The 25,844-nt window shown below is 44.9% G+C and carries 18 protein-coding genes and 1 pseudogene; 6 read left to right on the plus strand and 13 right to left on the minus strand.

The window, feature by feature from the left end; genetic code table 11:
* From IQQ51_RS26740 to IQQ51_RS06405, 13 genes and pseudogenes are all read right to left on the minus strand, one after another.
* A pseudogene (locus IQQ51_RS26740) lies at positions 1 to 1,267 on the minus strand (MFS transporter); the annotation flags it as partial.
* 9 nt (positions 1,268 to 1,276) lie between these two features.
* On the minus strand, positions 1,277 to 3,889 hold the full coding sequence (gene tssH, locus IQQ51_RS06350; RefSeq protein WP_193840618.1) for a type VI secretion system ATPase TssH: 2,613 nt from the start codon (positions 3,887 to 3,889) through the stop codon (positions 1,277 to 1,279).
* A 47-nt stretch (positions 3,890 to 3,936) separates the two neighbouring features.
* Positions 3,937 to 4,869 (minus strand): type VI secretion system baseplate subunit TssG, encoded by a 933-nt coding sequence (locus IQQ51_RS06355; RefSeq protein WP_193840619.1) that lies wholly within the window; start codon positions 4,867 to 4,869, stop codon positions 3,937 to 3,939.
* 64 nt (positions 4,870 to 4,933) lie between these two features.
* A complete protein-coding gene (gene tssF, locus IQQ51_RS06360; protein ID WP_193840620.1) occupies positions 4,934 to 6,685 on the minus strand; it encodes a type VI secretion system baseplate subunit TssF in 1,752 nt (583 codons plus the stop codon).
* Positions 6,678 to 7,100: a type VI secretion system baseplate subunit TssE gene (tssE, locus tag IQQ51_RS06365; RefSeq protein WP_193840621.1), complete on the minus strand. Its 423-nt coding sequence runs from the start codon at positions 7,098 to 7,100 to the stop codon at positions 6,678 to 6,680. The genes tssF and tssE overlap by 8 nt, the downstream gene beginning before the upstream one ends.
* On the minus strand, positions 7,100 to 8,494 hold the full coding sequence (locus IQQ51_RS06370) for a type VI secretion system contractile sheath domain-containing protein (RefSeq protein WP_193840622.1): 1,395 nt from the start codon (positions 8,492 to 8,494) through the stop codon (positions 7,100 to 7,102). Before IQQ51_RS06370 ends, tssE begins: the two co-directional genes overlap by 1 nt.
* Before the next feature lie 38 nt (positions 8,495 to 8,532).
* A complete protein-coding gene (gene tssC / locus IQQ51_RS06375) occupies positions 8,533 to 10,011 on the minus strand; it encodes a type VI secretion system contractile sheath large subunit (protein ID WP_048606898.1) in 1,479 nt (492 codons plus the stop codon).
* Positions 10,011 to 10,514, minus strand: a complete 504-nt coding sequence (tssB, locus tag IQQ51_RS06380; RefSeq protein ID WP_009846607.1) for a type VI secretion system contractile sheath small subunit — start codon at positions 10,512 to 10,514, stop codon at positions 10,011 to 10,013. Before tssB ends, tssC begins: the two co-directional genes overlap by 1 nt.
* Positions 10,515 to 10,533: 19 nt before the next feature.
* On the minus strand, positions 10,534 to 11,055 hold the full coding sequence (locus IQQ51_RS06385) for a type VI secretion system tube protein Hcp (RefSeq protein WP_017110736.1): 522 nt from the start codon (positions 11,053 to 11,055) through the stop codon (positions 10,534 to 10,536).
* A 32-nt stretch (positions 11,056 to 11,087) separates the two neighbouring features.
* Complete coding sequence (locus IQQ51_RS06390) at positions 11,088 to 12,548, minus strand: ImpA family type VI secretion system protein (protein ID WP_193840623.1); 1,461 nt, start codon at positions 12,546 to 12,548, stop codon at positions 11,088 to 11,090.
* A 219-nt stretch (positions 12,549 to 12,767) separates the two neighbouring features.
* Positions 12,768 to 13,067 (minus strand): PAAR domain-containing protein, encoded by a 300-nt coding sequence (locus IQQ51_RS06395; protein WP_017110734.1) that lies wholly within the window; start codon positions 13,065 to 13,067, stop codon positions 12,768 to 12,770.
* Positions 13,068 to 13,076: 9 nt separating this feature from the next.
* On the minus strand, positions 13,077 to 13,637 hold the full coding sequence (locus IQQ51_RS06400; protein ID WP_048606891.1) for a DUF6931 family protein: 561 nt from the start codon (positions 13,635 to 13,637) through the stop codon (positions 13,077 to 13,079).
* Between the two features lie 60 nt (positions 13,638 to 13,697).
* Positions 13,698 to 15,680 (minus strand): type VI secretion system Vgr family protein, encoded by a 1,983-nt coding sequence (locus IQQ51_RS06405; protein ID WP_193840634.1) that lies wholly within the window; start codon positions 15,678 to 15,680, stop codon positions 13,698 to 13,700.
* 372 nt (positions 15,681 to 16,052) lie between these two features.
* Here IQQ51_RS06405 and IQQ51_RS06410 point away from each other — a divergent pair, with 372 nt between their 5' ends.
* The 6 genes from IQQ51_RS06410 to IQQ51_RS26745 all read left to right on the plus strand — a co-directional run.
* A complete protein-coding gene (locus IQQ51_RS06410) occupies positions 16,053 to 19,226 on the plus strand; it encodes an HD domain-containing phosphohydrolase (protein ID WP_193840624.1) in 3,174 nt (1,057 codons plus the stop codon).
* Positions 19,227 to 19,618: 392 nt separating this feature from the next.
* A complete protein-coding gene (locus tag IQQ51_RS06415) occupies positions 19,619 to 20,338 on the plus strand; it encodes a GntR family transcriptional regulator (protein ID WP_050621277.1) in 720 nt (239 codons plus the stop codon).
* 100 nt (positions 20,339 to 20,438) lie between these two features.
* On the plus strand, positions 20,439 to 21,335 hold the full coding sequence (prpB, locus tag IQQ51_RS06420; protein ID WP_193840625.1) for a methylisocitrate lyase: 897 nt from the start codon (positions 20,439 to 20,441) through the stop codon (positions 21,333 to 21,335).
* A 146-nt stretch (positions 21,336 to 21,481) separates the two neighbouring features.
* Positions 21,482 to 22,696 carry a 2-methylcitrate synthase gene (gene prpC / locus IQQ51_RS06425; protein WP_193840626.1) on the plus strand — a complete coding sequence of 405 codons (1,215 nt, stop codon included), beginning with the start codon at positions 21,482 to 21,484 and terminating at the stop codon, positions 22,694 to 22,696.
* 101 nt (positions 22,697 to 22,797) lie between these two features.
* The gene (gene acnD, locus IQQ51_RS06430) at positions 22,798 to 25,434 is read left to right on the plus strand and encodes a Fe/S-dependent 2-methylisocitrate dehydratase AcnD (protein WP_193840627.1); all 2,637 of its coding nucleotides are present in this window, start codon (positions 22,798 to 22,800) and stop codon (positions 25,432 to 25,434) included.
* Between the two features lie 9 nt (positions 25,435 to 25,443).
* Positions 25,444 to 25,844: PrpF domain-containing protein (locus IQQ51_RS26745; protein WP_322632739.1), on the plus strand; the 401-nt coding region annotated here is incomplete at its 3' end.

Raw genomic sequence — 25,844 nt, forward strand, 5'->3', positions numbered from 1 at the left:
TCTTGGCTAAGTGATTCACGATGTCGCGGTTGACCAACATGAACACTTTCTTTACCTGATTCCAAGGCGAAATAATCATGAAGTTACACATGAACAGAATGATTTCTGCAACCACGAGGCAAGAGGCGACCAACACGGTAATCATGTCCATGACGCTTTCTTTAAGCAGGTTAATGATCAAGTTGTTGTCGGTAGTGACATTCAGTTGAATTGTGTGGCTGTTGTTGAGTGAGAATGTCGATTCGCGAATAGAAGGGTGATCGACCTGTTCTGCAGGATAACGGTAAGAAGTGCCCGATTGTCCTTCAAAGTTAATCGATAGAATCTCACTATGATGATCAACGAAGAACGCAAATTCGTCTTCGAGGCCATGTAGCTTATCGGCAGGAACGCCTTTATCGAGTAGCTCTTTAATCATTTGATTTAAAGAGTCGCCAATCAGATTGGACTTCTGTTCGAGTTTAACCTCGTAAATCTGTGAAAACTTGTCTAAAGATTGATACGAAACGCCTAGGTTAGCAATGATCGTCAACAGGATGGCAAGAGAGATGATAAACACAGGAAAGTGTTTGTTTTTCAACTTCTCAAACTTAGACAATGAGTTTGGGGATTGCAGCGCCTTGTGAGCTTGGGTAATCGTTGGCAGTAATTCATCCGAATCGGTCGCGGACTCAAATATTGCAGTTGCGCCTTTTACTCGGCCGACAATACCTTTCAATAGGTACTTCAAGGCGACAAAGGCAAACAGGCAAGAGAGTAGTATCCAAATTGCCGAATAGAGGAACTGGAGCTTGAGCAAGAAGGTTTTTTGTTGTTCTAACAGAGTTGTGGAGTAGTAGAGCTTTACTTGCCCCTCAACTAATCCAAAAGAGTTGGTGATATCGAGCGATAGCTGACGGTTATTCTCGTTGTTTTGTTCTCCGGTACCAAACAGTCGTTCTCCAGAGCTTGAGACGACAACTAAGGCGGTAATGCCGTCAACGATTTTCAATCGACGATCCAGCATGCCTTGTATGTTCGATATTGCTGAGAGCGGCAAGCCTAAACTGATCGCTTGATTGATATCGTTATGTGTTTCTTCTAATACAATTTCATAGATGGAGTCGGAGGTTTCAGTGAGCCTTTTCTCGAAATTAAAATAGTTTAGCGTTGCATTTAAGGTGATGGAAAACAGCAAAACCGCCATGATAGCAAGCATCAACTTAACCCGAAGTGACAGGTTAATTAATGAAGGTTTGGTCAATGTTTGGCTGGCTTTGCTGTTCATAGTTAAAACCTACTTAATCGATAAATCGAAGTCAGCACTATTGTTGGTTGCGCTAACGGTGACTTGAGTAATAGGTTCGCTTCGGCTTAGCCTTCCAATGCACTCTTCAGCTAATCTCGGCATCAATGAGCGGTTAATGATTTGCTCGACTGCACGGCCACCTGTCGTTGGATCGGTATTACGGTCGACTACGAATTGAATGAAATCTGCGTCCCAAGTAAAGGAAGCTTGATATTGTTCTGCGAGTTTCTTCTTGATTCGATTGAGCGAGATCTCAGTGATTTTCGCTAACTCTTCATCGTTAAGTGGGTAGTAAGGGACAATGGTGGTTCGTCCTAAGAAAGCGGGTTTGAAGTATTGTTGCAAGTCCGGACGAATAGCTTCAAGTAGCTCGTCGTTGTCGATACGGTCGGTGGTTTTAGCACAAACATCACAGATAGCTTGATCAGCTGCGTTCGATGTCATGATGATGATGGTGTTTTTGAAGTCGACGGTTCGGCCTTCACTGTCTTTGATATGGCCTTTATCGAAGATTTGATAGAACAAGTCATGCACGCCAGGGTGCGCTTTTTCCATCTCGTCTAATAGCAGTACTGAGTATGGGTTGCGTCGGATAGCTTCTGTTAATACACCGCCTTCACCAAAGCCGACATAGCCAGCAGGTGATCCGAGTAGCATCGAAATCTTATGCTCCTCTTTAAACTCGGTCATGTTAATAACGGTAAGGTCGTTGCTACCTCCGTACAGTTGCTCCGCAAGTGCCATGGCGGTTTCAGTTTTACCCACACCACTTGGGCCACACATCAGGAACACACCAATCGGTTTACGATTATCGGTTAACCCAGCGCGTGATATGCGAATCGCTTTTGCGAGCTCGTTTTTTGCGACATCTTGACCAATAACTCGAGTATTAAGCTCGTCTTCTAAGGTCAGCAGCTTGGCGATTTCATCACTCATCATGTTGCCAACAGGAATACCGGTCCAATTCGCAATCACTTGAGCAATGGTGTTGTCGTCAACCATGGCGTAAACAAGAGGTTCTTCACCTTGCAGATCGGCCAATTCAGTACGCAGGGTGTCGAGCTGTTTTTGCTTGTTAGCGTCAACAGCGTCTTGCTCTTGTTCTTCCGTTATCTCTAGTTGAACCGCTTTGATTTGGTCAACTAACTCAATCTCTTTCTCCCAGCGTGTGTAATATGCTGCCAATGCTTGTTGGCTTTCTTCAATCGATTGTGTGAGTTCTTTGATCAATTCAGCGCTATTTGAGAACAACGCATCTTCTTTTTCTAACGCCGACTTTTCGTTTTCTTGGTAACGAATGGTTTGCTCTAACGTTTCCAATACTTCTGGTTTCGCACCTTGTGTCAGTGCGATTCGCGCACTCGCAGTATCAAGCAGGCTAATGGCTTTGTCTGGCAGTTGGCGACTTGGCAGGTAACGGATCGATAAGTTGACCGCCGCTTCAATCGCGGATTCAGCAATAAAAGCGCCATGGTGAGCTTGCAATGAAGCGGCTACACCACGCAGCATTTGCATCGCATCTTCTGCGTTAGGCTCTTCAATGGTCACAACTTGGAATCGGCGTGTCAGGGCAGGATCTTTTTCGAAGTACTTTTTGTATTCCGCCCAAGTTGTCGCGGCGATGGTTTTGAACTCACCACGCGCCAAGGCTGGTTTTAGAAGGTTGGCTGCGTCGTTTTGTCCTGCAGCGCCGCCTGCACCAATAAGGGTGTGGGCTTCATCGATAAATACAATGATGGGTACTTCTGAGCTTTTTACTTCGTTGATGACGTCTTTTAAGCGGTTTTCAAACTCACCTTTAACGCTCGCACCAGCTTGCAGTAAGCCAAGGTCTAAAGAGTGGATTTGCACGCCTTGTAGAGCACTAGGAACTTCGTCGGCTGCAATTCTTAACGCTAAGCCTTCAACAACAGCAGTTTTACCTACGCCCGGTTCACCGACCATAATCGGGTTGTTTTGGCGTTTACGACACAAGATATCAATCGCTTTTCTTACTTCGGCATTACGGCCAGAAATAGGATCGATATTGCCGTCAATCGCTTGTTGAGTCAGATTAACCGTGTACTTGCTCAGTGCGTCGTTACCTGCAGGTGTGGTATCGACAGAGCCACCGGCTGAAGGCGTTGCAGAATTACGGGCAATAGGGGTTTTCTTTATCAGACCTTGTAGAGATTCGAGTGAAACACTGCTTAATGTTTCTAGCTGTAGGGTGCTGACGCCTAACACGTTCTGTTGCATCAGCGCTTGAATAAGATGCAAGCTGACGATTTCGCCATGACCATAGTTTACCGATGCAATCATCCAAGCATCTTTGATTAATTCAGTTAAGCCATGGCTTAGTGTCGGCTGACCTTCGCTGCCTTTTGTAAGCATAGATATTTTTTGGGAAAGCTCATTCACTAAGGCGTCTAATGACAGCTTTTGAGATTCGCACAACGCCATTAGCTTCGGATCTTTTTGGGAAATAAGCTGAAGTATCCAGTGTTCTGTTTCTATCGCTCCAACACCTTGGTTCATCGCCGCGCCCGCAGACGCTTCCAACGCTTGCTTCAGTTCGGGAGATAGCTTTCCTACTAAGTTAGTGAGAGTTACTTGTGTCATAGTCAATTCCTTGTATCTCTAAAATCTACACATTCCGTATTTATGAACTACAAAAGCAAAATCTTTACGGTTTCATTGGGGTTACGCTCAGGTGCAAGGTAGTCAATTTCACCTAAACGAGCGGCTATAGAAACCTTGCTTGATAAACGGGGTTTGGTTAAATATGAACGTTTGACGTTCAGATAAATGGCAACAGGCGTACTGTCTTTTAAATAGTGCTGAGTCAAAGACAACACGGCTTTTGCAAATTGGTCATCTTTTTGAATCTCGAGGAACTCATTTCTGTTCTTTGGGGTAACAAAAATACTCAAGTTGTTGAAATGGGCTAAACAAGTTTTGCCGACCAAAAAACCTTGCCCTAAGCGACTGTTAAAATCTCGATTAACACCGATGCGAGTTAACGAGCCGGTCGGTAATAGACGTTGTTCAAATGCCTTGCACTCCACCTCGATGGAGTAAGGGAAGAAGTCATTTAAAATCTTTTTCAGAGTCGTCAGATTTCGGCTTTGCTGGCTTAGCAGTAATGAGTATTGGAGGTACTCTTTGTGCTCTTTTCCAAGCGCAGCAAAGTGGTTCAATAATGCTGTTTTCTTTGGGTTTTGCTCACTTTCAACGAGCAGCCAACGTCGAGCATTGGTTCGATAGGTGATTTCAAAGTGTCGTTGATTAAATACGTCCAGAAAATCTTGCAGCGAATGATCTTCATTGTGGATCGCGGCTAACAACTCTTCGTATATGTAATTAGGTATCACGCCTTTAACGCCCGAGAGCGCTTGTTTTGCTAATCTGAGTTTGGCTTTGTTTCCCTTTAACGAGAAGTATTGGATCTCTTGAGGGTTGCCAGTCGGCATCGCCTCCGATTTCAATTGGATCTGTATCGGCGCGCTACTTTGGGACTGAAGCTGCTCTAATAGCCTCATTGCCTGAGAGAAGTCGTACTTTTCAGGCTGAGCGGCAAGGTCTTCGATGAAAGGCTTCATATGTCCCCCTTACAGTCTAAGCTCTGGTTATTTTCAGTTCGCATCATTGCCGATATTCGCTGAGTTATAAGCACAATTGACTACCGTGAATCTTAGGGTACTTTTTAACGACACCATCTCGTCCGTAGATTCGGATCTTGAGTTGTATATATCGATCAAAACTACAAAACTGTTGGAAGAAGCGATTTAACACGTCGGCAAACGCCAAGTAGGGCGAGGTTGCATCGAGTGTGAGTTCAATCTCGGTTCCTGGAGAGAATACATTTTTGCCTAGAACGCGAATCGCAGACACTTGAGAGTTAAACGTGATCGAGTGAATCATTTGAATTTCAGCGCTCGATACTTGTTCTCGACTGCACAAACTCAACATATGCTTGAGGTCAGCAACTGGATTACTAGACTGCACCAGTGATGAAAAGTTGGTGTTCAGTAAGCTAATGAATTCCCAATGGATATTTTGGTCGACTTCCTTTGTTATGGGGGCCGAAGGCGGATAAATAGGTGAAAACTCACCGGGTAAATCAATACTCTCGAGACATTCTAAAGTACCGCTTACGCCACACGCTTGCTTGCCATTTGTGCACAGTAAATGAGTACCAAGTAGCTTGCTAAATTCAGCTTCTGGCGCTTCAGATAGCGAGATTGCGATGCTCATTTCACCAAAGTGATTGTGTTTACTTTGCCAGTAGTCATATTGCTGATTGTGGGTGTACTTCTCTTTAAAAAGAGGAACTAACGGTATTTCGCCGTTAGGCGTGATTTCGTACACCTTCTGAATTTCGATGATTTCAATATTGTTGTCGCTGTGCGCGTCGGCATTCACAGCAACTGAAAGGGTTCTGTGATCGTACGCAATAGGCTCGCCTGTTTGCTCAAACAAGTTAATCGCTGGCATTACGTTTAACTTGAAAACATCTTTATTGAATAGGCGGATAAATTCGGACGGCAATGACGACATGAACAAGTTAATGATGATTTCTGACTCATCAAATTGGCCTGCGTAATCCGCAAAGTTCTTAAGCCTAAAGAACTGTCGTTTCTCTTTGAAAAAGAAAAACTCGTTAATCAGTTGGTAGCCCGTGAATTGATTACCATGCTCAGGTAAAAACTTAAACTCGAGATCGCTGATTCTATTTTTAAGCTGGTGGCTGTCAATGGTGACATGTCGAGTACATTCGTTGTCTGAGATAGAAATCGCTAAGGTGTTGTTGAGAAGAAGCTCGACTAACGAGTCCGCATTGTTTTCAAACCCTTTGACGAAGAAGTCGAGGTCATTCAGTTCTAAGTGGCTGAAGTGTACTTCAGGGTCGCCAGTGTTCAGTGAGATCTGAACGACCGCTGAACTTTGATTCGCCGATTTGGGTCTATTGAAGCTAAACGGAGCGCTTAGTGCTTTGATGTTGCCTAAGCTAAACGGCGCTATTTTGAGTTCATCAACCGTTCTAAATAGACATTCGTTTTTGGTGTTTGTGCTTGAGAAAAGCGAACCCTTTGGCAAAGTACTCGATTCAATCGGGCCTTCTTCTGCGAGTAACTCAAGATAAGCAACGCTAGGAACGGTTTGTATATAAGAAGGGTAGAGCACTCCTAATATACCTTCGATGACTTCAGGCAACTGCTCTGATAGTTTCTTTTCTACCTTAGCATTCAATAGTGCGACGCCATCTAATAGACGAGCCATGCTAGGGTCTTCAATCTTCCCCTGATGAATATTGAGCTTCTCAGCGTGCGTCGGGTATTCCTGACCGAACTGACCTAATGAACGGCGCACAAATGCCAGTTCTTGCTCGAAGTAACGCATAATAGGTTCAGTCATAGTTATCTTCTTCTAATGAGGTTGTTAGGTCACTTAATGCGATTTTGGAGTCAAAGATAAGGTCTTGTTCGCCATGACTTGTCTTAACTTTGGCGATGATGTTGAACGATAGTGAGTTGTCACCCTCTTTGCGCTCTCCAAGCTCTACCGAGATGTCATGGAGTCGTGGCTCAAAGCTTTTTATCCACGTCTCAATACGTAGAGTCAGTTGTGTTTTTTCTAGAGTGGCACTCAGCAATTGAATATCTTCGATACCAAACTTTAAGTTAGAGCGGTTGACTTCTATTAGTCTGTTATCGATATCTGTCAATGATGCCTCTGCTTCAAGTAGCTTGGTGAGATGGAACTTGATGTCTTCAATCTCCGCGTCCTGATAGGGCTTTGAATCACAGATAAAGGTCTTCCAAAAGCTCATTACGCCACCTCATTTAGGTCGGTGGTCAGCACCACTTCACCACTGAAATAATCAAATTGGTATTGAGGAACAATGCGCAGAGTACAAGCGAAGCTGCCAGCTTGAGAACTTGATTCCGTCACGCTCACTTTGGCGAAGCTGAGTGGGTATTTGGATAAGGTTTCCTCATTGGCAAATGAAACGTTACTCGAGAACTTTTCAATCCAATGGGTCAAAAACAGCTCACACTCGGTGGCGTTGTTGAAGCTGCCGATCATCTCTCTTACTTGAACTTTTAGGTAATGAGCAATTCTGCAAGACATCAGTGTGGTTTGAATCTGCGTGAGCACTTTGTCATTGTCGTTTTGTCCGCACTGCCAAATTGAGTTGTTACCATTGAAGTAAAACTTATCGGTTAACGGGCTCTTTGCTAATGGGATAAAGCCGCTTTGAGCGTAGAAGTTCGACAGTTGGCCGAACAAGCTGATATCCGTCACCGGTTTCTGCAGATGGCTGTCGAAATAGTGATTGGTTGGTAGGTTAACGACGGCACCTTGCAGCTTGTCGTTCCAACGGGATTTTAGGAAGCCAAACCAGTTCACGCGGTGAAACTCTCGCATGATAGTGGTAGCCAGTACCATATTGGCTAATCCCCAAGCCCCTTGACCTTGCTCGTTGTAAATGAAGCCAGCGCGTCGATTCTTGTATGCGTTTCTCAGACGGACTTGTGGTAGCGCCATGCCAATAAAGCGAGAGCTCGGTTTATTGCGTAAGTCTTGCCACGCTTTAAAGTCGGGGCCGGAAAGGATCTTATTGATACGTTCGACATCAGACAACCAATCGGCACCGCTTTCACCAAAGAAGGTTGATACGGGAGAAAACAGCATAGGGCAGAGTGTTGCTTCGCCTAATTTTCCTAACAGCTCTACGGTAAACAGATCGTCGTAGTCGGCGTCAAAATCGATGTCCATCGAGATAGGGTGGCTAAAGGTGATGCAACCAAATGGGTGGCCACCTAAGGTATTCAGTTCGTTATTACCAATCTTGTTATACAAGTCACTGGATTTGGTTGAATAGGCTTGATTGACGTCGCTAGAGATCTCCGCCCAGTTCATATCGAGCAGTTTTACATGCGCTCTTTGGTAACTGACGGGTAGGGAAACAAGCTGCTGAAGGCTTAACCAGTTGCGTTCCAGTTTTTGAAACCCTGGTTCATGGAGGACTTCATCAAGCTGTAAACTGAGTTTGGAATCGATTGTTGATATAAGTGTAGATATCAATGAAATTAGTGAGGATTTAGAGCTTAAGGAGTGTTTGTCTAGCTCAGATAACAGAGATAAAGCCTCTTTCATAAAGGTATTATCTGTGTCATCTAATTGATTGAATCTGTTTTGCCATTCTGTATTTAACTTCATACAAAATTTTTGGCCGGATTACTCCGGCCAAATCCATATTAGCCTGGAATCTTAGCAACCATTCGAACTGAGGTCGTCAGTTCTTCAAGTTGTAACCAAGGTCTTAGATGAGCGACTGCTGAGTATGCGCCTGGCTTACCCGGTTGCTCGACCACTTCAATGCGAGATTCACAAAGAGGGGTTTTTGCACGTTGCTCATTACCAATGGCACCCGCATTGGTGTATTGGTCGATCCATAGTTGCAGCTCTCGTTTGATATCCGGAGCTTCAAGATTCGAGCCTAACTTGTCGCGACCCATTACTTTTAGGTAGTGGGCGATACGGCTACTTGCCATGATGTAAGGTAGGCGAGCTGAAATTGCCGCGTTTGCCGTTGCATCTGGGTCCGTGAAGGTTTTAGGCTTCTGAGTTGTTTGACCACCGATGAACACAGCGTAGTTAGAGCTTTTGTAGTGAACCAAAGGAAGGAAACCAAGGTCAGATAGCTCTTTCTCACGCTCATCCGTTAGGTTAACTTCTGTTGGACATTGCTGAAGTAGATCGCCCGCTTCAGACTTGTACGTTAGGTTTGGAAGGTTCTCGACCTTACCGCCGTTATCAAGACCACGAATAGACGTACACCAACCTGAAGCCGTGTACGCTTGAGTCATTTTAAGACCCAGATCATATGCAGCATTAGACCAAACTAACTGATCATTGCTGGTTGGTTTAGGATTGCCATCCATATCAGTACCAAGCTCTTCATAAGCGAAGACATCAGTACTCAAACCTTTATCACCATAAGGTAGGCGAGCAAGAGTTCGTGGCAGTGTTAGGGTTACGTAGCGAGCATCATCACTCTCACGGAATGAATTCCATGCAGCATAAGCAGGAGAGTCGAAACCTGCAGCAACAGGCTTGCCTTCAGAGAATGTTTGGAAGTCATTAAACTCGAACATCTCAGCATTGGCAGCAGCCACGAAAGGTGCGTGACACGCTGCAGCAACTTCACCCATGTAGCGAAGTAGAGCAACATCTTCATCTTTCGCGCTGAACTCGTAATCACCGATGAATGTGCCGTATGGTTCACCACCCGCTGTACCAAACTCACCTTGGTAAACCGCATTGAATAACGGGCTACGGTCAATCGCTGGCGCATCTTCAAATTGATCAAGCAGCTCTTCTTGAGTGTAATCGACCATCTTGATCTTTAGATCACGACCAAGTTCGCTCTCTTTAACGAGTTTTTGTAGACCACGCCAAGAGCCTTCAAGTTTCTGTAAGTCTTTTTGTTGCATGACTTCAGATAACTGTTGAGATAGCTTTTTATCTATCTCTGAGATTGCGTTTTCAATTGTTTTTGTAACGTTCTTATCCCACGTCACGGTGCCAGAAAGAGCTTGCTCTGTAAGTACAGAAAACAGTTCTTTTGTCGTGTCTGCAGGAGTTTGAGTGGTTGCTTCAATCGCACGGTCTAGGAAGCTCAGTGAGCCTTCCGCTGCTTCCGGCTGCGCTTGATTCTCAGTTTCAGTACTCATTACTCAGCTCCTTCTTCTTTAATGCCAAGCTCATCAGAAAGAGCATTAATCGTATCTGCACTTTGTAGAACTTCTTTAAGCAGCTTTTCTAGATCGCGGGAACGATCGGCTTTAGAAAGAAGTACCTTCAGTTGATTACGGGTTTCGACGAGTTTTTTCAGCGGTTCAACCTGTTCGATAATTGCTTCAGGTTCGAAATCTTTCATCGAGTCAAACTTAAGGCTCGCTTCAAACTGGCTGTCATCACCGGCAAGTACATTGTCTACTTTTAGGGATAATTCAGGGCCAACACGCTTCATTACAGTGTCGAAGTTGTCTTTATCAACGTTATAGAAGGTACGATCTTCCACTTCTTCTTTGTCTTGCTTATGGCCTGAGTAGTCACCAATAACCCCAACAACAAAAGGGAGCTCTTTGGTTTCTACAGCGCCATTAGTCTCAACGTCATAGGTAATACTTACGCGGTTCTTACTTACGCGTTTATGTTGGGAATTTAGTGCCACGGTAACTCTCCTTGTTTAATTACTTAGCAGTTGAAGTAACTTTAGCTGTAGTCGCATCGAAGCCAACCTCAGGGCCTTTCTCGATCTTACCGCCGTCTGCTTCAATGTAGTAAGCCTTAGAAATTTCTGTGTAGGTTAGGCTGAAAGACTCGCTTGGAAGTGAACCGTCTGTGCCAGACATGTTGTAGCTAGACATACGAGCCATCTTAAGCGTTAGAATCAGATATGGATCAGCACCAGAACCTTCACGGTTTGGTTTTGTCATAACGATTTCAACAGTGCGACCTTCTGGACCCGGCGCATATAAGAAAGTGGTTAGATGAGGTGTTGCACCATCACAGCCACGAGTCATGTTGACTTCACCAAGAGCAACCATACCTTGGTCCGCATTGTTTGCATTACCTACATCGATACCAACACCACGTACTGCACTCCAAGAAACGCTATCAAGTGCAAAGAATCCATCTTTACCCCCGATCTTTTCTACCGTTGCTGCACCTTTTGGTGTCGTACCATCAATTCTCATAAAAATAGAAGCCATTACTTTCTCCTTGCTCAACGCATTAATGTGCTTTACCACTCAAAATCTTGCAGGCTGCTCGATGATGAGTTGGAAGTCGGTTCAGATGTTTGGTTTATATCTGTCGTACTATTTGAACTATCAGGAACTGGCGATACTGCCGCTGGCTCTTCAATAGTCTGTGTTGCTACCGGAGTTCTCTCCGGAGCGGAAGTCATTGCTGGAACGGATTTTCCTGACAAATCGGTTTTGTCTAGGTTGTCCATTCCTGTCATTTGATTGATTTGGGCGATGACACTTTCATTGCCAACCATTTCTTGGAGTAACTCTGGGAAGCTCATATAGCCCCAACGAATTGAACGTTCGAGTAAGAATGCAATAGGGCTATGAGGTTCTGTTTCTTTAAAGTACTCAGCTATTTTTCTAATTTCTTGAAACGCATGATCGCGATTAACAATGCCGTTAATGCTCGAGACGTTTTGAACAATCGTTTGAGTCTGGTTTTGAGGGGCAAGGTTGCTTAGTGCTTGGCTGTCACTAGCCACGCTTCCGTTACCTTGATTTACCGGGTTACTTGACCCTGAATTTTGGCTTGTTTCAGTGGTTAGGCTCGAGTCATTCTGGGGAGCACTAGCTTGCATAGGTGCCGAGTGTGTCGAATCGTCTTGTTGAGGTGCTTCTGTTGAATTTTGGATAACGTGGAAGTTGTCATCCAGAGGCCAAGGAGCGAATTTTTCTCCAACAAGGAAATGTATCGCTTTAATTAAGTCACGTACGTTTGTCTTAATGAAGTTGAAGCTGATTACGGTCGCACCAACAGCTTGGCACTTTTCAGCTAAGTTTTTCTCAGCAATCTCTAATTCACTAAAAATACTCGCAAGTAGATAGAGTGTTTCTGAAACACTTCCATCAAATGAGCCTAATGCTGATTCTTTTAGCTCTGCGATATTGCCTTTACGCTCAGCAGTGAGGTAATCACCAAAAGTAACGCCTGCACAAAAATCAAGCATTTGAAAAGGAATATAAACGGAACTTGAATCAACAGACTCACCAACGAGTTGAAGTAGGGGTTTAGTTTTAAATTCAGTGATTTCCTTCGCTTTCCCTGCATCGTCAGAAGCTTTGAGTTTAGCTTTCGGAAGCATAGGGTTTAGCGTATCCCAGAATTGGTCGATGAAAAGGTTTAAAGCCGGGATAGCATTAGCAAGGTTATGAAATGGTTGAGAAGTAAAAAGTTGGCTCGTGATGTACCAACCTAATATCTCTAAGTCTTTAGACTGTGAAGTCAGCGTTTCCTCTGAAATCTTTCTTAATTCAGCCCAGTTGTCTGTATTGGCATCGACGATAGCCGGATCAGACGATGCATCAGGCGTTTCAACCAACTGTCGAAATGAGGATTGAGCGTTATTGTAAACGTTTCTCAAACTGCGATAGGCACTTCGATCTAACTTCAAATAAGAGCCTGAAGGCTCTTCATCCGAGATTGGAACAAGTAGGCGAGCGATTTCTGTCATATACATCCTGTAAAAATCTATTGTTATCCTGATCGCACCAAAGTGTCATATTTGATACATAATCCTTATGTTTCGTAAACACTTGTTAACATTTATTAATTCTAGAGCTTTTTCGTGAAAAGTCTCATGCAAAATAGATCTTTACTCAAAACTTTGAACTTCATCTAAGAAAGTGGACCGATGTCACGGTTTTTTGAAACCCTATGAAAAGTAAGGTATTTAGCCTCCAATCATCACAGTTGGCATGCCTAGAACAATCGTACCGCCGTGGCTGGTTGTATCTCCCATGCGTGCTGCTGGTTTACTCATTATGAGCACAGTGGCACTGCCTTTGATGATGCTATCTGGAGGCCCGACACACACGCACATGTCCCCAAGCGTCGCGGCTGGCATATTGCCAATGAGAACGGTTGGTACTCCGGGTCCACTGATTGGCCCACCTACATGAGGGATCGGCGGAACAGCGGGTGTCTGCATTGGGCAAACGTGCATGTCAGTTAATCGTGCGGCTAACGTCATCAGTAACTCCTATGCCTTACTGCCTTTGGCAAGCTCAAGGGCAATGCCAATAGATTTCTTATAGTACTCGTCGGTTTTATCCCAATTGGGCAGTGCTGCGGAGTGGTTTATCGCGCCTGCTACCGCTTTCGAATACAGAAAAGGGTCTGGGAGTACATTGGGTAAATCAGGTGCCACAATGCTGCCAGAACCATTCCAAAATACGGCTTGGGCTAACCAAGAAGGCCCGCAATTTAATTTGAGCTTATTAGAGAATAGTTCACTCTTGCGCCTTTGCTCTTCTGATGGCGATTTGACCCACGCTTTAGCTGTGGAAATACATTGCTTTTGCATTGCAGACCAGACGTCATTTCTCGCATCGAGCGTGTGCGCGCCCCACCAAATGGCCTCTCGAACCGGTAGCCCGTGAGCCAGAAACTGAACTAAATCGAAATAGAGCTCGTTTTCCAACAACGCTTCAATGGAGTCATCAATATTGAGTTCTTCATCGATCAGCGCTTGAGCTTCATCAGAGCTTGAGAACCTATCGAGTAACTGTCGTCCTGTCTGATACGGAATCTTTTTATACATGTTTTCGTTCTACCTAAATTTGTACTGCGGCGTGGTCTAAGTGTTGGCGATTTAAATTCGCTAATTCACCTTAACAATCGCACCTTTTAATTCACCCATCACGCCACCATCGAAAGTGCCTTTTAGGCCGGATTTAAACTCGGCACTTAGTGAACCTTCAGCTGAGAGTGTGGTATCGGCTTTAATCGCGACACTAAGCCCTTTAATGCTGTTGGAGCTCGTTGCTTCTAGAGCCGTGGTAACGCCTGAAATCTTGTTTGCAGATGTAGCCTTGCTGGTCACGTTCATCCCTTCGAGATTGAGCGCACTGCTGGCTTTGATATCAATGTTGCTGGCTTCGATACTGATGGAAGATGAAGACATGGTGATCTTACTTGAACCAACGGTCAGCTCTATCTTGTCATCGGCTTCAAGTGAAATGGATTTGCCTTTCTCACTGATCGCTTTATCCGAGCTAAGTGTGTAGTTATCTTCTGTTGAGACGGTCACTTGCTTGGTGGTTTTCTGAAGCAATTCACCTTTGATCGTCTCAGTCAGGTTGTTCTCGATCTCTTTGGTGAAGTCTTTGGTCGCGTGCATGTACAACAGCTCATTGTCTTTCTTGTCATCGAAATAGATCTCATTCGCTAAGCCACTTAATTTGGTACTAATGCCTGTTTTTGTGGCGTTCGCCTCTTTGTAAGGTGGCGGATTTTTACTGTTATAAACGCTTCCTGTGATAATCGGTTGGTCAGGGTCGCCATCAATGAAGCTGACTAATACCTCTTGTCCGACTCTCGGAATAAACTGAGCACCGTAACCGCTGCCTGCCATCATCTGAGCGACACGCACATAGCAACTTGTTTTGTCGCCAGAGGCTTCGGTATCCCAATGAAATTGAATACGTACACGTCCCTGATCGTCTTGATTGATTTCACCTGCCGTACTGCCTGCGACAATCGCGCTTTGCAAACCGTGGATTTTGGCTTTGTCTCTCGGTGACGGGTAATTCGGAATTGATGTATCGAGAAGGGTAAGTTTGGCCTCACAGTGATTATCTGTGTTGTATCGAATGTGAAGTTCTGTGACCAGATAATCGCCGAGTTGAGACTTATCTAAATGGGAAGATAATGAGAACCAAGTGCCTAATTCAAATGAATCGTGTTGAGCTTCGGCTTCAACGGTTTGATAACTTTGTTCAAGCTGCTCTATTCGCCTTTTGACTAGATTACTGGCGAGATCTTCCATGCCACCAGTGATACCAAGGTTAGGGTAATACTGCTTGGTCAATTTGGTATTGTTGGCGATCTTATGGCTGGATTTCTTCTCTTTGCTGCTCACCAATTTGGTTTGTGAGTAGTCGTAGCTGGTTAGCTCAATGCTAGCACCATGAAATTGCCCTTGTGGCATCCATTTGTTGATTAATGGATTACTGCCTGAAGGAACTTCAATCATGTCGAGTTTACTGGCATCAGATTTTTGAAAAGGGCTCTGCGCATCTTGAAGCATCATTAGATGATCGGAGTCGCTGTGTTGGAAAAAGTAGTGAACGCCTTCTTCTGCGAGCAATCGGGTTACGAAATCAAAATCGCTTTCATTGTATTGAACGCAATATTCGCGTTTAGACGAAGGCATGGTGCCCGCCTTATAAGAGCCAGTGAAGCCTGCTTGGGTCAACACGTCTGAAACGATGTCTTTCGTTGATTGGTTTTGATAAACGCGGAAAGAGTGGGTGTGCTTCAATAACCAGAACCAAGGCCTTAGAGTGACGCGGTAACTAGAGTACTGCAGGTTACCGTCCATACCCAGTAATTGAACCTGGGTAACAATACCGTTGAATACTCGCGTAGCGGTCAAATTATCGGTGTCATTAACGAAGCGGGTAATAGAGAGCTTTTGCCCCAATTGATCATCGATGACAAAGTTTTTTGAGATGATGGTTAGTTCGATTTTAAAAGGCTTCGATAAGTACTCAGAAATAGCAAAATCGCTGACTGCATGCTCGTTGCTTTTAGAATCTTTTGCCACAATAGTGCTGGCAGAAGGGGAGAAATTATCCGTCATAGGCTTGCCTGATAATGCTCGAAGATGTTCTGACATAAGGTTATGTCGATACTAACGAACTGACTTAATGTTAAAATTTTACATCTAAATTTATAGCATAAAGTAAATAATATAATAAGCCTGACAACAAAGGCGTGAGGTGTTTCCATTTTATGAAAACTAATACCATTAAATTAATTATGGTAATTGGCTGCTGATTTATATTGTTAAATGTCATTTAAATACAATGATATTGCGACGTAGAGGGGGATATAGGGAGATGTTGAATAATATATAGAATAATGTGTTGCTAGAGATAGTATGCCGTAGTAATAATATAAATATTGCTAGCATGTTACATTTCTGGGCTAGTGGTTATTCAAGGATAGAATAATGGCAAACACAAAAATCTCGTTGCGGTTTACCGTTGGAGGGATGTTTTTACTTGCGACGGTGCTGACGGCGATCGTGGCGGTTTCACTTCAATACTACTTCAGTAAGAAAATGGCAACCGAACATACCTTGTCGAAGTTGACCATGGTATCTCAGGATTTAAGCGACTATATCGGCAACGTCGATTCAGATGCGATAAATACCGCTCGCTTACTCTCTTCAGTGCATCGCTCTATTAGTCATCAAATCTCTCGTGAAGAGTCGCGTGGGATCCTCTCAGAAGCGATAAAAGATAACCCTCTTTTTTACAGTATTTATATAGGTTCTTCTAACGAACGCTTCTTCCAAATTATCAATCTGGAATCTTCTCCTTTTGTTAGAGAAAAAATTGGTGCCGATCGCTCAGACCGCTGGGTGGTGATCGAGATAAGCGACAGGGAAGAAGGGCGGATTCGTACGACTAAGTATTACGACCTTGAGTTTAACCTTAGAGACTCAAAGACTGAGCCGAGCAATTACTTTCCAACGACACGGCCTTGGTATGTTTCCGCGAATACAGAGACGGTTGAGAAAACACAGCCTTATCTTTTCCAGCATCTTCAGATCACAGGACAAACTTACTCCTTAGCTTTTGAATCAAAGGCCGTTGGTGACACGCAACATGTAATCGGCATTGATATCGTGTTGTCTTCGTTAGCGAGTAAGTTATCTGCGAGCGCGTTAGGTTTAGATGAAGACAGTCAGGTTGAGTCCTTTCTGTACTCTAAATCGGGCAATATCATTGCGTCTAATCGAGACACTGAAACGAAACATGCACTCCCTCAGGCAAGTAAAATCGATTGGACTGCTCAGCAACAAGCCGTCATTGAGAACACGCCTCCTTTGTTACTCTCTAATCAAAGCGATTGGGGGCCAATGGATTTCGCGGTATCCGGACAGCCACACGGTTATGCGATTGATCTTCTGAAAATGATCAGTGAAATGAGTGGCGTTAAGTTCGAGTTTGTTAATGGCTTTTCGTGGGCAGAGCTAACGGGCAAGTTTCATGAGGGAAGCATCGATGGTTTGCACTCTATTCAGAATTACGAAAGCAACGGAGTAAAAGGCTTATATACGGATGCTATCTATGAGTTGCCTTTCTCTGTCGTCACGCGAGAAAACGCGCAAACTGTCTCAAACTATGGAGATCTCAGCGGCAAAAAGGTGGCGATTTTATCTGGGTGGTCGGTTATTCCTCAACTCAGAAAAGATTTCCCAAATATTGAGCTTGTTGAGTTTCCTAGCATGGAATTAGCATTTGACGCTGTTGATCGTGGTGAGAGCTTTGCAGTACTCGACGCTAAGCCTGTGTTGGAATTTTCATTGGATAAGTTTTTCCATGCAAGATTGAAAGTTAATGAAGTGCTGTTGGATCTTAAAGCCAATTACCCAAACCAATTTCACATTGTGTTGCAGAACAAACATCAGCAGCTACTACCAATCCTAAATCAAGCGATTCGCGCACTCACTGATGAACAGAAAGCAGTGTTGTCACAAAAATGGCTCCATCATCATGCTCTCAATACAGGCACGACCATTCCTTACACTGAACTCTATGAACGTACTGCGACGGCTACTACCGAAGGCGAAATGGTTAAGATTGTGCTCAATGGAGAACCTAAGCGTCTTTATCTGAAAAAGATTGAAACGGGCGAGCACTACTCAGAATATTTTGCCGTAGCGATACCTGAAGCGGAAATCTACAGCGCGGTAAACAAACGAGTTGCTACGTCTATTGGTGTGACGGTGCTTCTTATGAGCCTAACCTTGCCAGTGGCTTGGATCTTTGGTGCGCCTATTGTTCGACCGATCCGTCAACTGAAAGCCGAAACGCAAAAAATTAGACAGCGTGATTACGACAATGTGTTTGTGCTTAATACGCGAATCAAAGAGGTGTGGGAACTGTCTGTGGCAGTGAAAGGCATGGCGGCAGAGATTAAACAGCATGAACAGACGCAAGAGGCGTTTGTGGAGTCGTTTATCAAGCTTATCGCCCAAGCTATCGATGATAAATCCGCTTATACGGCAGGGCACTGTAATCGTGTACCAGAACTCGGCTTGATGTTGGCTGACGCGGCTGAGAAATCACAGTCCGATCATTTCAAAGATTTTGAGTTTAAAAATGATGATGAACGTCGTGAGTTCAGAATTGCGGCTTGGCTTCACGATTGTGGCAAGATCACGACACCCGAACACATCGTCGATAAAGGTACGAAGCTAGAAGCGAACTACAACCGAATTCACGAGGTGAGAACTCGATTTGAAGTACTTTGGCGTGATGCGGAAATTACTGCTTTGAGAAAGCAACTTGAAGGCAAGCTATCAACGCAGCAGATAACCGATGAGCTTGTGGCAACCAAACAACAGCTGCAAGATGACTTTACTTTTATCGCGACATCTAACGTTGGTGGTGAATTCATGAGTGAAGACAAAGTCACTCGTATTCGTTCGATAGCTGAGACAACTTGGACGCGTAACTTTGATGATCAACTTGGTTTATCACCGATAGAGGCGTTGAACCGAGAACCGAGTGCAAGTTTACCTGCTACAGAGCCACTGTTAAGTGATAAAGCAGAGCATATAGTGAAAAGAGATAGGCCGTTAGAATTTGACCCCAAACATCAAATCAAAATGGATGTACCTGAGCACTTATACAACCTAGGCGAAGTCTACAATCTGAGTATTGCACGCGGCACGTTGACTACTGAAGATAGATTCAAGATAAACGAGCACATGCTTGCTACGATTAAGATGCTAGAGAACTTACCATTCCCGAAAGAACTAAGCCGTGTTCCTCGCTATGCTTCGACGCACCATGAAACACTCAAAGGTACAGGCTATCCAAGGAAACTGACTGGTGATGACCTTTCAATCCCAGAACGTATTCTGGTGATCTCCGATATTTTTGAGGCGTTAACTGCTGCGGATAGGCCTTATAAGAAGGCGAAGCCAATCAGTGTTGCTGTCGACATCATGTATAAGATGGCATTGGACGAGCATCTCGATATCGAGCTGTTTAGATTGTTCTTAACCAGCGGTACTCACCTGCGTTATGCAGAAGAGTATTTGAAGCCGGAACAAATTGATTTCGTGGATATCAACAAATACCTAGAAGTTACTCGTCAGATAGCTTGATTAAAGGTTGGCTTGTTAGAACGGGTTCGATGAATGAAAGGCGCACATGAGTGCGCCTTTTTTATATCTGTTTATCGGTGAGCAGGAGGATAGACACAAAGGGATTTGCGTTTGACAAGTTCGGCTTTAAGTTGTCGACACATCGATTTCAAATGATTTTAGGGTAGTTATCGGGTTAGTGGTTGTTAATCTGTTTAAAGTTATAAATAACAAGTGGTTAAGTTGTTTTTGGTGCCTTTTTGGGTGAATTTTTATCGTCTATAAAAAATACTACCTTAGTCTAAATTGTCGACAATTGGCTTGATTGTCGACAATTTGATCGTGTATTTTATATTCATGTTATGGAGTTGTTGACAATTAAGGTTCGGCAATCAGAAGTGAGCAGCGTGAATATGAATACTGCGATAAAAGATCTCAGCTTAAGTGCGAACACGAAAACACGTGTTAGCGATAAAGAGAACACTAAATCAGAAAACCTCACTGAGTATCTTGTTGAGGCGATTGTTAACGGTGAATTACCACCAGGCAGTAAGATCTCGGAGCCTGAACTGGCTAAACGCTTTGAGGTAAGCAGAGGTCCCCTACGTGAAGCGATAATGCGTGTTGAAGGGCTTGGCTTGATCGAACGCATTCCTCATGTAGGGGCTCGAGTTATTACTTTTTCGGCAGACAAACTACTCGAGTTGTACGCGGTGCGAGAGGCGTTGGAAGGCATGGCTGCTCGACTCGCAGCGAGACATATCACACAAGAAGAGCTTGTCGGGCTTGAAGGGTTATTGTCGACACACTCAAAACACATCGATGAAGTCGAAGGTTCTTCTTACTTTCATCAACATGGGGATTTCGATTTCCATTACCGCATTATCAAAGCGAGTCGTAACAGCAAACTCATTTCGTTGCTGTGTGACGAGCTTTATCACCTATTACGCATGTATCGCTACCAATCGCCAAGAGCACAGTCTCGTCCAAAAGAGGCGCTTGATGAACATAAATACATCCTACAAGCGATTCGTAACCGTGATGAAGAGCTGGCAGAAATGCTAATGCGAAGACACATCTCGGGAAGCAGATTGCTTATAGAACAACAAATTCAATCCAAAGATCTTGATTAACTGGCGACTGGTATTTGCCAGCGCTTCTTCGCTGACGAGAGCTAAACATCAGTAGTTATAAAAGTTAGATAGAAATAAACAATTAACAGGGAGCGTCATTATGAAGTTATCAGCAGGAGCTAAGTTCCGACAAGCTGTGCAAGACAACGACCCATTGCAGATCGTCGGCACGGTGAATCCGTATTGCGCGATGATGGCAAAGAACTTGGGGCATCAGGCGATCTATTTGTCTGGTGGAGGCATCGCCAATGCGTCTTACGGTTTGCCTGATTTAGGTATTACGACATTGAACGATGTGTTGGTCGATGTTGAACGTATTACTAACGCATGTGATCTGCCATTGCTGGTGGATATCGATACGGGTTTTGGTGGCGCATTCAATATTGCACGTACCATTCGATCGATGGAAAAAGCGGGTGCAGCTGCGATTCATATGGAAGACCAAGTTGCGCAAAAACGCTGCGGTCATCGACCAAATAAAGCGATTGTGAGCCAACAAGAGATGGTCGATAGAGTCAAAGCGGCAACCGATGCTAGAACCGATGAGAGCTTTGTGATTATGGCGCGTACCGATGCATTGGCGGTTGAAGGCATTGATAGCGCGATTGAGCGAGCGATTGCGTGTGTTGAAGCGGGCGCAGACATGATCTTCCCTGAGGCGATGAATCAACTCGACCAATACGTGAAGTTCTCGGCAGCGCTGAAATCAGCAACGGGTAAGCACGTGCCTATTCTTGCGAACATCACTGAATTTGGCCAAACACCACTCTACAACTGTAACGAGTTAGCCCAATCAAGTGTCGACATGGTGCTTTACCCATTGAGTGCATTCCGCGCGATGAATAAAGCGGCGGAGAATGTTTACAAGCACTTGCTAGTTGAAGGCAATCAAGAAGCTCTGTTGGATTCAATGCAAACTCGTAAAGAGCTTTACGAACACCTGAATTACCACGACTACGAGAACAAGCTTGATCAGTTGTTTTCAAGCGAAGAGTAAACCGGTTTCAATTAATCAAAAATCAACTTAATCCAATAACGTGAAATGGTTAGTCGCCATATCCAGTACCGATGATAAAGATCATCGGACACATAAACAGGCAGCACCAAAGAGTGCAGGCGACTAACACAGAAAAGGAGTTCACCATGTCTGTATCTTTGAGTGATAAAGCAGCTGTCGATAAGGCTTCAACAGAAAACCAACAACAAAGCGAAAAACCCGAAAGCAAACCAGCCAGCGCACCTGCAATCAGTGGTGCTGGTCTTCGTGGCCAGAGTGCCGGAACCACGGCGCTATGTACGGTCGGAAAATCAGGAACTGGTTTAACCTACCGTGGTTATGATATTACCGATCTTGCTAATCATGCTCAGTTCGAAGAAGTGGCGTATCTGTTACTAAGAGGTCATTTACCCAGTGAAAAAGAGTTAGACGATTACAAAACATTGTTGATTGGTTTGCGTGGTTTGCCTCAACCTTTGAAAGCAGCACTAGAGCTTATCCCTGCAGACGCTCATCCAATGGATGTGATGAGAACGGGTTGTTCAATGTTAGGTAATCTAGAGCAAGAGTCTGATTTTTCTGAGCAACTGTCCGCGACCGAACGAATGCTCGCACTTTTCCCTGCGATTATTTGTTACTGGTATCGCTTTAGCCATGATGGCGTGCGCATTGACACTGAAGATCAAAGTGAAGCGTGTCTGGGGGGCTACTTCTTGAAGATGTTAACGGATAAAGCACCGAGTGAACTTCACAAGAAGGTCATGCACTGCTCGCTCACCCTGTATGCGGAACATGAGTTTAATGCTTCTACTTTTGCCGCTCGTGTGTGTGCATCAACACTGTCAGATATCCACTCTTGTGTCACCGCAGCGATTGGTACATTGAGAGGTCCTTTACATGGCGGTGCGAATGAAGCCGCGATGGAAATGATCCAAGATTGGCAAACCGCTGATGAAGCGGAAACGAACATCATGAATATGCTTGCTAACAAAGACAAGATCATGGGCTTCGGTCATGCCATTTATCGTGAAAGCGACCCACGAAATGCTCTAATCAAGCGTTGGTCAAAAGAGCTTGCTCAAGAGGTGGGAGATAAACAGCTTTATGCCGTTTCTGAACGTGTTGAAGCGGTAATGAAGCGCGAGAAAGGGCTGTTCTGTAATGCGGACTTCTTCCATGCATCGGCTTATCACTTCATGGATATCCCAACCAAACTGTTTACTCCGATTTTCGTGATGAGCCGCCTTACGGGTTGGACAGCACACGTGTTCGAACAAAGAGAAAACAATCGCATTATTCGTCCAAGCGCAGACTACACCGGGCCAGAGCATCAAGAATGGCTACCAATCCATTTACGTTAGTCCTCTATATCGAGCCGACTTATATCTCGAGGTGACTTTTCTCTTCATGTGATAAGGCCTCGAGAACCGACGAATAGAATTTAACAGATAACGGTGGATGTATGTCTGATGTAAAATTTGAACAAGCTCAGTACCTTGATAAAAACCAGTACCGAAAACTTTTACCCGGTACTCATTTAGAATATTTCGATGCCCGTGAATCGGTAGAAGCGATATCCCCAGGCGCTTACAAAACCTTGCCTTATACGTCGCGAGTGTTGGCGGAACAATTGGTAAGACGCTGTGATCCTAAAACCCTTGAAGACAGCTTAAAACAGATCATTGACCGTAAGAGCGACCTAGATTTCCCTTGGTATCCTGCTCGCGTGGTGTGTCATGACATTCTTGGTCAAACCGCTTTGGTTGATTTGGCTGGATTAAGAGACGCAATTGCCGACCAAGGCGGAGACCCTGCCAAGGTAAACCCAGTGGTCGAAACCCAACTGATTGTTGATCACTCGTTAGCCGTGGAACACGCAGGTTTTGATAGCCAAGCGTTTGATAAAAACCGAGCGATTGAAGAGCGCAGAAACGAAGACCGTTTTCACTTTATAGAATGGTGTAAAACCGCGTTTAAGAACGTGAGTGTGATTCCTGCGGGGAACGGGATCATGCACCAGATTAACTTGGAGAAGATGTCTCCGGTTATTCAATCCAAAGAGGGCATCGCGTTTCCAGATACTTGTGTCGGCACAGACAGTCATACACCGCACGTTGATGCTCTGGGCGTTATTGCCATTGGTGTGGGCGGCTTGGAAGCTGAGACAGTGATGCTCGGTCGTCCGTCAATGATGCGTTTGCCTGATATTGTGGGCGTTAAACTGACGGGTCAACGACAAGAAGGGATAACTGCAACGGATATTGTGCTTGCGATTACTGAGTTCCTTCGTAATCAGAGAGTGGTCTCAAGCTATTTGGAATTCTTCGGTGAAGGGGCTCGTGCGCTGACCATTGGTGACCGCGCAACCATCTCCAACATGACGCCAGAATACGGCGCGACAGCGGGTATGTTCTATATCGATGAGCAGACTATTCAATACCTGAAACTCACTGGTCGAGAGCCTGAGCAGGTTGAACTAGTCGAACGCTACGCCAAGCAAACAGGGCTATGGGCTGACGATCTAGATTCTGCTGAATATGAGCGCGTACTTGAGTTTGATTTGTCGAAGGTTGAGCGCAATCTAGCAGGGCCTTCGAACCCTCATCGCCGTTTGCCAACCAGAGAACTGGCTCAGCAAGGCATCAGTCAAACATCTTGGAAAGAGCAGCATGCTAAGCAGTACAGCGACGAGCAGATGCCTGATGGTGCGGTGATCATCGCAGCTATTACCTCTTGTACCAACACCAGTAATCCAAGAAATGTGGTCGCGGCGGGGCTAGTGGCGAAAAAAGCCAATCAACTTGGATTAGTGCGAAAGCCATGGGTGAAAACGTCATTTGCTCCAGGATCTAAAGTTGCCAAGCTCTATCTTGAGTCGGCAGGTTTGCTTCCTGAACTTGAACAATTAGGCTTTGGTATCGTCGGCTATGCGTGTACGACATGTAACGGAATGAGTGGGGCGTTGGATCCTAAAATCCAACAAGAGATCATCGACCGCGACCTGTATTCAACCGCGGTGTTATCAGGGAATCGAAACTTCGATGGTCGAATCCATCCCTATGCAAAACAAGCGTTTTTAGCCTCACCGCCATTGGTGGTTGCTTACGCGTTGGCTGGCACGATTCGCTTTGATATCGAGAAAGACAGCTTAGGCACTGACAACAATGGGAAGCCAATCTACTTAAGTGATTTATGGCCGAGTGATGCCGAGATCGATGCTGTTGTCGGTGAGCATGTTAAGCCTCAGCAATTCCAACAAATCTACGTAAAAATGTTCCAGCCAGGTGATGATCAGGTAACGACTGAACCGCTTTATGACTGGCGACCTCAAAGTACCTATATTCGCAGGCCACCTTATTGGGAAGGAGCTCTTGCGGGAGAGCGAAGCCTATCTGGTATGAGGCCTTTGGCTATTCTGGGTGACAACATCACCACAGATCACTTATCTCCATCAAATGCGATTCTCGCTTCGAGCGCGGCGGGGGAATACCTCACCAAAATGGAAGTGCCGGAAGAGGATTTTAACTCTTACGCGACCCATCGAGGTGATCACTTAACCGCGCAACGAGCAACATTCGCCAACCCTAAGCTGTTTAACGAAATGGTGAAGGACGCTGGAGAAGTCGTCCAAGGTTCATTAACAAGAGTTGAACCCGAGGGTCAAGTTACGCGAATGTGGGAAGCGATAGAAACCTACATGAACCGTAAACAGCCTTTGATTGTCGTGGCTGGTGCTGATTATGGACAAGGTTCATCACGTGACTGGGCAGCCAAAGGAGTGCGCTTAGCGGGTGTTGAAGTGATTGTGGCTGAAGGATTTGAACGAATTCACAGAACCAACTTGGTTGGCATGGGCGTGCTGCCTCTGCAATTCAAAGTTGGGACGAATCGCAACACCTTAGAATTGGATGGCACCGAGCTTTACGACGTTTACGGCGACATTGAAGCAGGTTCTGATTTGGCTCTAGTCATCACACGTAAAAACGGTGAAAAGCTTGATGTGCCAGTGACCTGTCGATTAGACACCGCAGACGAAGTGAATGTGTACAGTGCTGGTGGCGTGTTGCAACGTTTTGCCAAAGACTTTCTCGCCCAGTAGGAGCTTATGATGACAAATAAACAGATCAAAGTGCCTGCAACTTATATGCGGGGCGGAACAAGCAAAGGCGTTTTCTTCAACTTAAGTGACTTACCTGAAGCTGCGCAAGTCGCCGGAGAAGCACGAGACGCATTACTTCTGCGTGTGATTGGCAGCCCGGATCCTTATGGCAAGCAAACCGATGGTATGGGTGGTGCAACATCCAGCACCAGTAAAACCGTTATTGTTTCGAAAAGCAGTAAAGCCGATCACGATGTTGATTACCTATTCGGCCAAGTAGCAATTGACAAGCCGTTTGTCGATTGGAGCGGTAACTGCGGCAATTTGTCTGCTGCAGTGGGCCCATTTGCTATTCATAGTGGATTGGTCGATTCGAATCGTATTCCAGAAAACGGTGTGGTCGAGGTGCG

Source organism: Vibrio sp. OPT18, from assembly GCF_015163615.1.
GTDB classification, from domain to species: Bacteria; Pseudomonadota; Gammaproteobacteria; order Enterobacterales; family Vibrionaceae; genus Vibrio; species Vibrio coralliirubri.

Bases quoted from the DNA above. Each gene is read 5' to 3' on its own strand.
- tssH (WP_193840618.1), bottom strand. From the start codon at position 3,889: ATGACACAAGTAACTCTCACTAACTTAGTAGGAAAGCTATCTCCCGAA.
- IQQ51_RS06355 (WP_193840619.1), bottom strand. From the start codon at position 4,869: ATGAAGCCTTTCATCGAAGACCTTGCCGCTCAGCCTGAAAAGTACGAC.
- tssF (WP_193840620.1), bottom strand. From the start codon at position 6,685: ATGACTGAACCTATTATGCGTTACTTCGAGCAAGAACTGGCATTTGTG.
- tssE (WP_193840621.1), bottom strand. From the start codon at position 7,100: ATGAGCTTTTGGAAGACCTTTATCTGTGATTCAAAGCCCTATCAGGAC.
- IQQ51_RS06370 (WP_193840622.1), bottom strand. From the start codon at position 8,494: ATGAAGTTAAATACAGAATGGCAAAACAGATTCAATCAATTAGATGAC.
- tssC (WP_048606898.1), bottom strand. From the start codon at position 10,011: ATGAGTACTGAAACTGAGAATCAAGCGCAGCCGGAAGCAGCGGAAGGC.
- IQQ51_RS06385 (WP_017110736.1), bottom strand. From the start codon at position 11,055: ATGGCTTCTATTTTTATGAGAATTGATGGTACGACACCAAAAGGTGCA.
- IQQ51_RS06390 (WP_193840623.1), bottom strand. From the start codon at position 12,548: ATGACAGAAATCGCTCGCCTACTTGTTCCAATCTCGGATGAAGAGCCT.
- IQQ51_RS06395 (WP_017110734.1), bottom strand. From the start codon at position 13,067: ATGACGTTAGCCGCACGATTAACTGACATGCACGTTTGCCCAATGCAG.
- IQQ51_RS06400 (WP_048606891.1), bottom strand. From the start codon at position 13,637: ATGTATAAAAAGATTCCGTATCAGACAGGACGACAGTTACTCGATAGG.
- IQQ51_RS06405 (WP_193840634.1), bottom strand. From the start codon at position 15,680: ATGACGGATAATTTCTCCCCTTCTGCCAGCACTATTGTGGCAAAAGAT.
- IQQ51_RS06410 (WP_193840624.1), top strand. From the start codon at position 16,053: ATGGCAAACACAAAAATCTCGTTGCGGTTTACCGTTGGAGGGATGTTT.
- IQQ51_RS06415 (WP_050621277.1), top strand. From the start codon at position 19,619: ATGAATACTGCGATAAAAGATCTCAGCTTAAGTGCGAACACGAAAACA.
- prpB (WP_193840625.1), top strand. From the start codon at position 20,439: ATGAAGTTATCAGCAGGAGCTAAGTTCCGACAAGCTGTGCAAGACAAC.
- prpC (WP_193840626.1), top strand. From the start codon at position 21,482: ATGTCTGTATCTTTGAGTGATAAAGCAGCTGTCGATAAGGCTTCAACA.
- acnD (WP_193840627.1), top strand. From the start codon at position 22,798: ATGTCTGATGTAAAATTTGAACAAGCTCAGTACCTTGATAAAAACCAG.